The organism is Streptomyces sp. NPDC005195 (assembly GCF_040608315.1).
Lineage (GTDB): Bacteria > Actinomycetota > Actinomycetes > Streptomycetales > Streptomycetaceae > Streptomyces > Streptomyces kaempferi.
In genome coordinates this window covers 107661-119800 of sequence record NZ_JBEXHZ010000010.1, presented here as the reverse complement: position 1 = coordinate 119800, position 12140 = coordinate 107661, and the positions used below count along the sequence as shown (strand labels likewise).

At 73.1% G+C, this 12140-nt stretch carries 9 protein-coding genes; 2 read left to right on the top strand and 7 right to left on the bottom strand.

All coding sequences use genetic code 11. The features are described from left to right. Nucleotides 1-72 precede the first annotated feature (72 nt). The 6 genes from sucD to ABZV34_RS14315 all read right to left on the bottom strand — a co-directional run bounded on the left by sucD (nucleotide 73) and on the right by ABZV34_RS14315 (nucleotide 8160). Nucleotides 73-957: a succinate--CoA ligase subunit alpha gene (gene sucD / locus ABZV34_RS14340; protein WP_168529780.1), complete on the bottom strand. Its 885-nt coding sequence runs from the start codon at nucleotides 955-957 to the stop codon at nucleotides 73-75. Between the two features lie 21 nt (nucleotides 958-978). Further along, nucleotides 979-2157, bottom strand: a complete 1179-nt coding sequence (sucC, locus tag ABZV34_RS14335; RefSeq protein WP_356274977.1) for an ADP-forming succinate--CoA ligase subunit beta — start codon at nucleotides 2155-2157, stop codon at nucleotides 979-981. 455 nt (nucleotides 2158-2612) lie between these two features. Then, nucleotides 2613-2984, bottom strand: a complete 372-nt coding sequence (locus ABZV34_RS14330) for a hypothetical protein (protein WP_356274974.1) — start codon at nucleotides 2982-2984, stop codon at nucleotides 2613-2615. A 156-nt stretch (nucleotides 2985-3140) separates the two neighbouring features. Then, the gene (locus ABZV34_RS14325) at nucleotides 3141-4331 is read right to left on the bottom strand and encodes a VWA domain-containing protein (RefSeq protein ID WP_356274971.1); all 1191 of its coding nucleotides are present in this window, start codon (nucleotides 4329-4331) and stop codon (nucleotides 3141-3143) included. Beyond that, nucleotides 4328-6820, bottom strand: a complete 2493-nt coding sequence (locus tag ABZV34_RS14320) for a DUF5682 family protein (RefSeq protein ID WP_356275236.1) — start codon at nucleotides 6818-6820, stop codon at nucleotides 4328-4330. Before ABZV34_RS14320 ends, ABZV34_RS14325 begins: the two co-directional genes overlap by 4 nt. Before the next feature lie 152 nt (nucleotides 6821-6972). Further along, nucleotides 6973-8160, bottom strand: coding sequence for an AAA family ATPase (locus ABZV34_RS14315; protein WP_356274968.1), 1188 nt, complete (start codon nucleotides 8158-8160; stop codon nucleotides 6973-6975). Between the two features lie 134 nt (nucleotides 8161-8294). Between ABZV34_RS14315 and ABZV34_RS14310 the strand changes: the two genes are divergently transcribed. Both ABZV34_RS14310 and ABZV34_RS14305 read left to right on the top strand, forming a co-directional pair. Next, nucleotides 8295-9650, top strand: a complete 1356-nt coding sequence (locus tag ABZV34_RS14310; RefSeq protein WP_356274965.1) for an SWIM zinc finger family protein — start codon at nucleotides 8295-8297, stop codon at nucleotides 9648-9650. Nucleotides 9651-9729: 79 nt separating this feature from the next. Continuing rightward, entirely contained in the window at nucleotides 9730-11376 is a 1647-nt protein-coding gene (locus tag ABZV34_RS14305; protein WP_356274962.1) for a DUF5691 domain-containing protein, read from the top strand. A 176-nt stretch (nucleotides 11377-11552) separates the two neighbouring features. Here ABZV34_RS14305 and ABZV34_RS14300 read toward each other — a convergent pair whose 3' ends face one another. Beyond that, on the bottom strand, nucleotides 11553-11969 hold the full coding sequence (locus ABZV34_RS14300; protein WP_099942951.1) for a cobalamin B12-binding domain-containing protein: 417 nt from the start codon (nucleotides 11967-11969) through the stop codon (nucleotides 11553-11555). Nucleotides 11970-12140 lie beyond the last annotated feature (171 nt).

Here is a 12140-nt window from a genome sequence, read left to right as displayed (position 1 = left end):
GACGGAGAGAACGGAGAGAACGCGGACGGGCCCGCACCCCAGGAGGGTGCGGGCCCGTCTCGCTGCTGCGTGTCAGCCCTTGAGCAGTTCGCGCGCCAGCTTCGCCGTCTCGGTCGGCGTCTTGCCGACCTTGACGCCGGCGGCCTCGAGGGCCTCCTTCTTCGCGGCGGCCGTGCCGGAGGAGCCGGAGACGATGGCGCCGGCGTGGCCCATGGTCTTGCCCTCGGGCGCGGTGAAGCCCGCGACGTAGCCGACGACCGGCTTCGTCACGTTCTTGGCGATGAAGTCCGCCGCGCGCTCCTCGGCGTCACCGCCGATCTCGCCGATCATGACGATCAGGTCGGTGTCGGGGTCGGCCTCGAACGCGGCGAGCGCGTCGATGTGCGTCGTGCCGATGACCGGGTCGCCACCGATGCCGACGGCGGACGAGAAGCCGATGTCACGGAGCTCGTACATCATCTGGTACGTCAGCGTGCCGGACTTGGAGACCAGGCCGATACGGCCCGGCTTCGTGATGTCGCCCGGGATGATGCCGGCGTTGGACTGGCCCGGGGTGATGAGACCGGGGCAGTTCGGGCCGATGATGCGGGTCTTGTTGCCCTTCGCCTTCGCGTACGCCCAGAAGGCGGCGGAGTCGTGGACGGCGATGCCCTCGGTGATGACGACCGCGAGGGGGATCTCCGCGTCGATCGCCTCGACCACGGCGGCCTTCGCGAAGGCCGGCGGCACGAAGAGGACGGACACGTTGGCGCCCGTCTTCTCGATCGCCTCGGCGACCGTGCCGAAGACAGGGATCTCGGTGCCGTCGATGTCGACGGACGTGCCCGCCTTGCGCGGGTTCACGCCACCGACGATGTTCGTCCCGTCCGCGAGCATGAGCTTGGTGTGCTTCATGCCCGTGGCACCGGTCATGCCCTGGACGATGACCTTGCTGTCCTTGTTGAGGAAGATAGCCATGGCGGTTGTTTCCCTCGTCCCTTACTTCGCAGCCGCGAGTTCGGCGGCCTTGTCGGCCGCGCCGTCCATGGTGTCCACGCGCTGGACCAGCGGGTGGTTGGCGTCCGACAGGATCTTGCGACCCAGTTCGGCGTTGTTGCCGTCCAGACGCACGACCAGCGGCTTGGTGACTTCCTCGCCCTTGTCGGCGAGCAGCTGCAGCGCCTGGACGATGCCGTTGGCGACCTCGTCACAGGCGGTGATGCCACCGAAGACGTTGACGAAGACGGACTTGACGTCCGGGTCGCCGAGGATGATCTCCAGGCCGTTCGCCATGACCGCGGCAGAAGCGCCGCCGCCGATGTCGAGGAAGTTGGCCGGCTTCACGCCGCCGTGGTTCTCACCGGCGTACGCGACGACGTCGAGGGTGCTCATGACGAGACCCGCGCCGTTGCCGATGATGCCGACCTCACCGTCGAGCTTGACGTAGTTGAGGTTCTTGGCCTTGGCGGCGGCCTCGAGCGGGTTGGCCGAGTCCTTGTCCTCGAGCGCGGCGTGGTCCGGCTGGCGGAACTCGGCGTTCTCGTCCAGGGACACCTTGCCGTCGAGGGCGATGACCTTGCCGGAGGCGACCTTGGCGAGCGGGTTCACCTCGACGAGGAGGGCGTCCTCCTTGATGAAGGTGTCCCACAGCGTCACCATGATCTCGGCGACCTGCTCGGCCACCTCGGCCGGGAACTTCGCCTGGGCGACGATCTCGCGGGCCTTCTCGATCGACACGCCTTCGTTGGCGTCGACCGGGACCTTCGCGAGGGCCTCGGGGTTCTCCTCCGCGACGACCTCGATCTCCACGCCGCCCTGTACGGACGCCATGGCGAGGAAGGTGCGGTTCGTGCGGTCGAGGAGGTACGAGACGTAGTACTCCTCGACGATCTCGGGCGCGGTCTCGGCGATCATCACCTTGTGGACCGTGTGGCCCTTGATGTCCATGCCGAGGATGTCCGTCGCCCGGGCTACTGCCTCGTCCGGGGTGGCGGCGAGCTTGACGCCGCCGGCCTTTCCACGGCCACCGACCTTCACCTGCGCCTTGATGACGGACTTGCCGCCAAGACGCTCGGTCGCCTCGCGGGCTGCCTCAGGCGTGTCAATGACTTCACCGGCCAGCACCGGTACACCGTGCTTGGCGAAGAGGTCCCTCGCCTGGTACTCGAACAGGTCCACGCGCGTCCGTCCCTATCAGTGATCTCGCGGTTCGTTGGATGCGTGGGCGTGCCGCGAAGGGCAACGTGACGTCCGCTGTCACAAGGGTGGCGCACACGGTGTCCGAGCGCGCGGCATGTCCGTCTCGCAGGTTATCGCCGTGGGACGCGGGTCCCTAAATCGCAGATCACACCTCAGCGGTGATACCTGTCACAGATCCGGCCGGCCTCTTGGCGGGGCAGGGCCTCACCGGGCTGGGGTTGACCCGGTGAGGCCCCTTGAACAGGCCCTTGAGGGGCCCGGGACAGGTGTTCCCCACCCCAATGGGGACCACCTGTCCCGTCCGCGGGGTACGGCCGGACGGATCCGACGGGTTTCGGCCGTCCGGGTCTGCGGCCCCGCGGAGTCTCGGTGTGTACGGACGGGTCGGGCGCGCGGTCGAGTGCGCGGTCGAGTGCGCGGGACGGCCGGTCCGGTCAGTCCCGGACGCCACCGCTCGCGACGGCGCCGGGGGCGCGGTGCCGTCCTCGCGGGAGCGGGTCACCGACCAGGAAAGGGGATTCCCAGCCCCGCCTCCGCTCGGCCGAGCTGCCCGCAGGCCGCCCGGCCCGTGCTCCGGTCTTCGCGGCGAGCAGCGGCTGCGCGGCCCGTTCCACCACCGAGGCCACCGGCGTGGGCGGAACCGTGGACGTCCGGCCGTCCGCCGCGTGTGCCTGTCCCCCGTAGAGGAAGGCGAGCGCGAGCACCCCGCCCACCAGCACCGACGCTTGCGGCGCACGCCGTCCCGCCGCAGTGCGCAGCAGGCGCAGAGCGGCACCGGTGACGGGCGGTGCGGCGGTCGGGATCAAGACGGGGAGAGCCTCCGTGGGGCGGGGCCGGGCGGTATGGGACAGAACTCGGCGCACCGTTCGATTCGAAGAGGCGCCGATCCTCGCACGGGACTCCCGAGGTTGCGCAAGCCCCCTGTTACCGATGGGTATGCATGTCCGGTTTTTCGGCTCTCGTCACACGGCGTCGGGCACGGGAAGCGGACGCTTCTCGATCGCCGCCGCCATCACGTCGGGAAACAGATCGGGGGTACACGCGAACGCCGGTGCGCCCAGCGCCGCGAGTGCCGCCGCGTGCTCACGGTCGTAGGCCGGCGTCCCCTCGTCGGACAGCGCCAGCAGCGTCACGAACTGCACCCCCGACGCCTTCATCGCCGCCACCCGCTTCAGCATCTCGTGGCGTATGCCTCCCTCGTAGAGGTCGCTGATGAGCACGACCACGGTGTCGGCGGGCCGGGTGATCTGCGACTGGCAGTACGCGAGCGCCCGGTTGATGTCCGTTCCGCCGCCGAGCTGCGTGCCGAAGAGGACGTCGACCGGGTCGTCGAGCTGGTCGGTGAGGTCCACGACGGCCGTGTCGAAGACGACGAGCCGGGTGGTGATGGACCGCATCGACGCGAGGACGGCCCCGAAGACGGACGCGTAGACGACGGACGCCGCCATCGAGCCCGACTGGTCGACGCACAGGACGACCTCTTTCTTCACGGACTGCGAGGCGCGTCCGTAACCGATCAGCCGCTCGGGAACGACCGTGCGGTGTTCGGGCAGGTAGTGCTTCAGGTTGACCGCGATCGTGCGGTTCCAGTCGATGTCGTGGTGGCGGGGGCGGGTGACGCGGGCGCTGCGGTCGAGGGCGCCGGAGAGCGAGGCGCGGGTGCGGGTGGCGAGCCGCTTCTCCAGGTCCTCGACGACCTTGCGCACGACGGCCCGCGCGGTCTCCTTCGTCGTCTCCGGCATGGCCTTGTTGAGGGAGAGGAGGGTGCCCACCAGGTGCACGTCGGCCTCGACCGCCTCCAGCATCTCGGGCTCCAGCAGCAGAGCGGACAGCCCGAGCCGGTCGATCGCGTCGCGCTGCATGACCTGCACGACGGACGAGGGGAAGTACGTCCGGATGTCCCCGAGCCAGCGCGCGACCGACGGTGCGGACGCCCCGAGCCCCGCCGAACGGTCCCGCCCCGACTGCGTCCCGCTCCCCCTCCCGTACAACGCGGTGAGCGCGCCGTCCATCGCCGCGTCCTGCCCGGCGAGCGCACGTCCGGTGCCGTCCGCCTCGTCGCCCCCGAGCACGAGCCGCCAGCGCCGCAGCCGCTCGTCGGCAGAGGCGTTCCCACGGCGCGCGTCGGCCGGGTCCAGCGGTACTGAGGTCATCGGTCCGCCCCCACAAGGTCGTCGGCGTCGGTGGATTCGTCGCCACCGTTGAATTCGTCGGCGCATCCGTCGGCGCCGACGGATGCGTTGTCGCTGTCGTGGGCGGTCTCGTCGTCGTCGGCGGTCTCGTTGCCGTCCGGCCCGAGCAGCAGACGCAGCACCGGCAGGACGGCGTCGGCGCGGACCGCGTCCAGCCCCGGGTCGAACCCGGGTATGCCGGCGGCGGCCGCGGCGCTCCCCCGCGCCCCCGGGCCGCGCCGGACCAGCTCCCCCAACGTCCTGCGCACCCCGGACTCGTACGCCGAGAACGTGCGCCGGAGCAGCGGGAGCACATCGGTGAACGCCTCCGCCGGCACCCCCGTCAGCCACGCGTCGACCAGTCCGAGCAGCCGCTCGTCGTGCACGAGCAGCATGCCTCCGCCGGAGCCGCCACCGACGAACCCCTCGATCCACGCGGCCGCGTCCGCCGGCTCCGTGCCCGGCGACAGCACGAGCCCCATGAGCCGGGCGGCCTCCTCCTGTCCCAGCTCGCCGTCGTCCAGCAGCAGTCGCACGGGCCGCCCACGGAGCACACCGGGGACGGTGTCGCGGCCGGCCAGCACCCGCAGCACGGAGTGCCAGCGACCGCGCATCCCCGTGCCGGGCGGTCCGCCGGCGGACGATCGTGCCGCGGCCGTCCCGCCCAGCAGTCCCGTCTCCCCTAACAGTCCCGTCTCCCCCAGCCGTCCCGTCTCTCCCAGCAGTCCCACCGCGCCGTGCACCGCGTCCACATGGCGCCGCATGTCCTCGGCGGCCTCGGCGTCCAGTGCCACACAGGCCGGCGGGAGACCGACGAAGATCCGCTCGGCGAGGCCCGCGGCGACCTCGGTGAGGGCATGGGTGTCCGTGCCGCGGACGTCCCCGTAGCGCAGCGAGCGGACCAGCGCGGGCAGCGCCTGCGCGAGGTGGCCGACGTCCGTGTCCAGGGCCGCCCGGTCGGCGAGGACCCGCATCACCACGGGTAGAGCGTCCGTGAGTCCGGCGAGCAGACAGCGTTCGGCGAGTGCCGTGACGTCGGCCAGGGCCGGCGCGGCGACGGCGTCCGCCTCCGCCCTGGCGGTCGCCGCGGACAGCACGGTCGTGCCCCACACCCCGGCCTCGGCGACCCGCACGGACGTTTCCGGCTCCCAGCGCAGCCGCCAGGTCTCCCGGAAGGTGCCGGTGCTGCCACGGGACGCGGCGGGCTCGCCCCAGCCGATGCCGAGCAGCCGCAGCCGGTGCAGGAGCCGGCTGCGCCCCGCGTCGGTCTCGCCCCGCAGGTCGAGCTCCAACTCCCGCTCCAGCGGCTCGGGTTTGATCCGCAGCCGCTTCTGGAGCCGGGCGAGGTCGCGCTGGAGCGGCACTGCGGGGGCGGACCGCGGCACCTCGCCCAGCACATCGCCGACCACCAGCCGGTCGTGCACCAGCTCCAGCGGCACGTCCGAGCCCTCGCACATCACGGCCCGAACGGCGTCCGTGGTCTCGGTCAGCCCGGGCAGCGGGCGGCCCCGTACCGCGGCGAGCGTGTCGGCGAGCCGCACCGCCTCGATGACGTGCGCGGCGGAGACCATCCGGTCCTCGTCGCGCAGCAGCCGGGCCACCTTCGTCATCCACCGCTCGACCGGGCGGTCGGGGGCGCCGAAGAGGTGCCCGTACCAGCCCGGCGAGTCGATGCCCGCGCCGTACCCGCCGGCCCGGGACAGCCTGCGGTGCGTCCACGGCACCCACGTCATGTCGGCCTTGGTCCTGGGCAGCCCCTTGAGCAGCGCCCGGTCGACGGCGACCGGGGTCCTGCGGCGCAGCGCGGGCACGTGCCAGGCCCCGCACACCACGGCCACGTCGTCCCCGAACTCGCGCTGTGCCGCGCGCATCTGGAGCCGCATGTACGCCTCCCGCTCCGGATCCCGGTCGTGTCCACCGCCCCCGTACGCCTCCCGCAGCGCACCCATCGCCTCCTCCAGCACGGCGAACGGCGCGAACGGATCGGCACCGCTCCCGCTCCGGTGCTCGACCGCGTCCTCCCACCAGCGCTCGGGATCGTCGTGACCGGCTGTCTCCGCGAGTACCGCGAGCGGGTCGATCCGCACGGCGTCGCCCGCGGGTTCGGCGGGTGACCGGGATGGTTCCTCCTTCTCCCCTGCCAGCGTGTGCGTGGCCGGCAGGTCGATGAAGCGGGCCGGGACACCGTGGTCCAGCGCCCACCGGATCGCCACCCATTCCGGGGAGAACTCGGCCAGCGGCCAGAAGGCGGAGCGGCCGGGCTCGTCCACCGCGTGGGCCAGGAGCGCGACCGGAGGACGCATGTCCGGGTCGGCGGCGAGCGGAATGAGCGTGTCGGCCTCCGGGGGGCCCTCGATCAGGACGGTCCGGGGTGCCGCGGCGTCCAGCGCGGCCCGTACGGCTCGCGCCGAGCCCGGCCCGTGGTGCCGCACCCCCAGCAGGAGCGGGCCACCTTCCCGCGCGGGAGGCATCCGTTCCGCCCCCGTACCGACCGCGCGCCGCGTCCCTTCCTCCATGCCGGGCTCCTCGCTCTCCGCCCCTCCCCGCACGCCGGGTCCCGCACCCGGCGTCCCCTCCCGCGCGCCGGGGCCGCGCTCCTCCCCCGTCCCCTCCAGTGGTCCGGTCACGCGCTCACCTCCCGGCAGGCCCGGTAGAAGTCCTTCCAGCCCTCGCGCTCGCGGACGACCGCCTCCAGGTACTCCTGCCAGATCACCCGGTCGGCCGCCGGATCGCGGACCACGGCACCGAGGACGCCGGCGGCCACGTCCGAGGCGCGCAGGACGCCGTCGCCGAAGTGGGCGGCCAGCGCCAGCCCGCCGGTGACGACGGAGATCGCCTCGGCGGTGGACAGCGTGCCGCTGGGCGACTTGAGTTTCGTCCGCCCGTCCGCCGTCACTCCGTCACGCAGCTCACGGAAGACGGTCACGACCCGGCGGATCTCGTCGACGCCGTCCGGGACCGACGGAAGGTCGAGGGAGCGGCCGATCTGGTCGACGCGGCGCGCGACGATGTCCACCTCTGCCTCGGCGCTCTCCGGCAGGGGCAGCACCACCGTGTTGAAGCGCCGGCGCAGGGCGCTGGACAGCTCGCTCACCCCGCGGTCGCGGTCGTTGGCCGTGGCGATCAGGTTGAAGCCGCGGACGGCCTGCGTCTCCTGGCCCAACTCCGGTATGGGCAGGGTCTTCTCGGACAGGATCGTGATCAGCGTGTCCTGTACGTCCGCCGGAACACGGGTCAGTTCCTCGACGCGGACCGTCATGCCCTCGGCCATGGCGCGCATGACCGGGCTCGGCACGAGCGCGTCCCGGCTGGGGCCGTGCGCGAGCAGCCGCGCGTAGTTCCACCCGTACCGGATCGCCTCCTCCGGTGTGCCTGCGGTGCCCTGCACCAGCAGCGTCGAGTCGCCGCTGACCGCCGCGGCCAGGTGCTCGGACACCCAGGTCTTCGCGGTGCCGGGCACACCGAGCAGCAGCAGGGCGCGGTCGGTGGCGAGGGTGGTGACCGCGACCTCGACGATGCGGCGCGGCCCCACGTACTTCGGTGTGATCTCGGTGCCGTCCGGCAGGGTGCCGCCCAGCAGATAGGTCGCCACCGCCCACGGCGACAGCCGCCAGCGGGCCGGGCGGGGCCGGTCGTCCTGCGCGGCCAGCGCGGCGAGTTCGGCGGCGAAGGCGTGCTCGGCGTGCGGCCGCAGCACCTCGCCCGCGTGCCCTCCGGCGCTCCCCGCGCTGGCGTCCTGGGCCGTTCCCCCAGCCTGTCCCGCGGGCGTATCGACGGACGTCGGTTCCACGGACTCGACGGACACGGTCATGGCTCGGTCCCCCCTCCAGCTCGGCCGGTTCGGATCTGGTCCCACCGTGCACCACGCCACTGACAATCGGCTCTGACCTGCACGAACGTGCTCGCGAGGGGCGATTGTCAGTGGGGGGACCTACCTTCGATGACATGACTCAGCAGGGGGTGCGCTGGACGGCGGATCAGGTGCTGGCACTGGCTCCTGACATGGCGTCACGCAGAGCGGGCAGCAAGCTCGGCACCGCCGGGCCGTGGTCGGAAACAGGCAGTTCTGACGAGGGGACGCTATGGGGACTGTGCAGAGGAAGCGGCAGCACGCCTTATCAGACGGTCATCGATATCGCGGACTCCACCGGGCCCGCGTACACGTGCAGTTGTCCGAGCCGGAAGTTCCCGTGCAAACACACGCTGGGACTGCTGCTGCTCTGGGCGGGCGAGGAAGGCACGGTGCCGCGGGGACCTGTGCCGGACTGGGCGGGGCGATGGACGGAGGGGAGAAGGGAGCGAGCGGCGGCGAGTCGGACGACGGGCGGGGCATCTGGGACGGCGTCACCGGCTGACCCGGACGCGGCCCGGCGCAGAGCGGAGCGCCGGGCCGCGCGGATCACCGCCGGTGCGGGGGAGTTGGAGCGGCGGCTGGCCGACCTCCTGCGGGGTGGCCTCGCGGCGGCCGAGCAGGCGGGGTACGGGATGTGGGAGGAGACGGCGGCCCGCATGGTCGACGCGCAGGCGCCCGGACTGGCCGCGCGGGTCCGGGAGTTGGGTGCGATCCCCGCCTCCGGTCCGGGCTGGCCCGTACGACTGCTTGAGGAGTGCGCGCTGCTCCATCTCCTCGACCAGGGCTGGCTGCGCCGCGATTCGCTGCCGGACGGGCTGGCCGCGACCGTCCGCTCCCGGGTCGGTCTGACCGGCTCGGCGGGCGGCCCCCCATTGCGGGACCGCTGGCTGGTCCTCGCCCAGTACGACACGGCGGACAGCCGTCTCACCACCCGCAGGATCTGGTTGTACGGCGCGGAGTCCGGCCGCACGGTCCGGGTCCTCTCCTACGGGCCGGCCGGCCGCGCGCCGGAGCTGAGCCTGCCGGTGGGCCTGGCCTTCGAGGCGGAGGTGTCCGCGTACGCGGGCACGGGACAGCTCCGGGCCGCCCTGGGCGAGCGGTTCACCCTCCCGGCAGCCACGCGCACCCGTCCGCCGGGAGTGAGCACACTCCGCGCGGCGGCCCGCTACGGCGAGGCACTGCGGGACGACCCCTGGCTCGACGCCTCCCCGGTCACGCTGTCCCGGGTCATACCCACCCCCCATGGGGACAGCTGGCAACTCGCAGACGCGGAAGGTGACTCCGCGCTCCCCCTCACGCCCTCGGCGCTCTCCGGACCCGGGCTGTGGCGGCTGGCCGCCCTCTCCGGCGGCGCCCCCGTCACGGTCTTCGGCGAATGCGGTCACCGTGGCTTCGCTCCGCTGACCGCCTGGCCGGAGGGGACGGGCGAGGCGGTGCGGCTGTGCTGACCCGCGACACCACGTCCGCCGCCGGTGCCGCCCACCGCGCGCTTCCCGCGCGCGGTGCCTCCGCAGGGAAAGGACGTTCATGAACGCGACCTCCGCTCCGGCGGGCGCACCCGTCGAGAGCTCCTGGGATGAGCTCGTCACCGTGGCGCTGCTCGGCACCGAGCGACGCACACCGCCGGCGTGGGCGGCCGGGCGTGAGGTGCCGGTCGCCGTCCTGGACGCGGCAGCCGTGGCGACCCTGCGGCGGCGGGCCGGGATGCGGCCGGGCCGGGCGGCCGCCCGGCCCGAGCTCGCGGCACCCGACCCGCGACGCCCCCTCCCGCCGGCCGCGGCCCACCGGCTGACGGTGCTGCTGGCCGACCGGCCCGGCACCGGAGGCGGCCGCCGGGGCGCGGCACCCGACCTCATGGAACTGCTGCCCCAGTGGCTCGCGCTGGCCGACGCGCGCGGTTTCGCGGCTCCTCCGGAAACGCTGCCCGCGCTCCTCGACGCGGCCCGGGGCCGTACGGATCTGAGGCCGGCCGCGCTGGCCTTCGCCGGACCGCGCGCCCTGTGGCTGGCCCGGCTGAACCCGGACTGGAGGTTCGCGCTGCGTTCCCTGCCCGGTGGCGGCGCCGCGCTGCCCGGCCCCGACGAGCCCGAGCGCACGGAACGGCTGTGGCAGGAGGGCCTGTTCGCCGAGCGGGTCGCGCTGCTCGCGGCGCTGCGGGCCCGTCGTCCGGCGGCCGCGCGCGAGCTGCTCGCCGCCACCTGGGGGACGGAGCGGGCCGAGGACCGGCTGATGTTCCTCGACTCGCTGCGGTCAGGGCTGGAGCCGGCCGACGAGCCGTTCCTGGAGCGGGCCCTCACCGACCGGAGCCGCAATGTGCGGGCCACGGCGGCGGAGCTGCTGTCCGCACTGCCCGGTTCGGCGCTGGCCGCCCGGATGGCGGCGCGGGCCGGTTCGTGCGTGGCCGTCGACCGCACCCGGGGGACGCCCTCGATCGTCGTCGAGGCGCCGCACGAGTGCGACGCGAGCATGGAGCGGGACGGTGTTGTACCGAAAGCTCCGGCGGGACGAGGGGAACGGTCGTGGTGGCTGGGCCAGTTGGTCGAAGCAGCACCGCTCGGGACATGGCCGCGGCGGCTGGGGGGACGCACACCGGACGAGATCGTCGCGCTTCCCGTGACGGACGACTGGCGCGGCGAACTGCACGCCGCGTGGTCCCGGGCGGCGGTACGGCAGCGGGACCCCGGGTGGTCCCGGGCGCTCCTCGGCGCACCCTCCGCCCCGGAGGCCGGCGGCCCGGGGGCGGTGTCGCTGGCCGAGCGCGCGAAGCTGCTCGCCACGCTGGGTCCGGGCGAACGGGCCGAGTGGGTGGCGGGGTTCATCGACACGCACGGCTTGTCCGAGGCGTTTCAGCTGCTGGGGGTCTGCGCGGTGCCGTGGGCCGGGCCCCTGGGGCGGGCGGTGGTCGACGCGCTCGACATCGCGCGCGACGCGGGGAGTTACCCATGGAGCTTCAGTGGGGTGATGGGTCTGGCCGAGCGGTGCCTCGACCCGGTGGAGGCGGGTCGGCTCGACGCGCTCACGGCGATCACCGACGAGACGGAGAACACCGCGCCGGGGGCCGGCGGCTACTGGGCGGAGGCCTTCCAGCGCCTCGTCACCACCTTGCGGCTGCGCGCGGAGATGACCGCGGAACTGACGGTGCCGGAACCCGAGCGGGCTCCGACGCTGCCATGAACACCGGTGCCGGAAACCCCAGCGCCCCGCCAGGGGCGCGGCGAACCGCGCGACCGGCCCCCACTGACCGGCACCCACACACGCACCCGCACCCGCACCCGACGGACCCTCGCCCGGAGTTGGTCAAGGGCGACCAGGGCGGAAATCCGTACGCACCGCCCCCCGCCGGCCAGGCGCTACGCTCCCGCGGGCTGCCGCACGTTCGCCCGTACCCACTCCACGATCGACCCGGTCGTCGCGCCCGGCGTGAAGATCTCGGCGACGCCCTTCTCCTTGAGCGGAGCGATGTCCGCCTCGGGGATGATCCCGCCGCCGAAGACCTTGATGTCCTCCGCGTCACGTTCCTTGAGGAGATCGATCACGGCGGCGAACAGCGTGTTGTGCGCGCCGGAGAGGATGGAGAGACCGATCGCGTCGGCGTCCTCCTGGATCGCGGTGTCGACAATCTGCTCGGGGGTCTGATGGAGCCCGGTGTAGATGACTTCCATACCGGCGTCGCGCAGCGCCCGCGCGATCACCTTGGCGCCCCGATCGTGGCCGTCGAGCCCCGGCTTGGCCACCACCACGCGGATCGGACCGGCTGCCACACCCATCACTGCCTCCATGAACCGACTACAACGACCCGTACCGACACATACCGAACATTCTGCCGCTCACCGCGCGGGACGTACCTCTGCGGCACAGGCGCCCCGCGCCGCACCGGCCGGGGAAGTGAACGAACGTTATCGTCAGATCCGTGCAAACCACAGTTTCCCGCTGAAGAG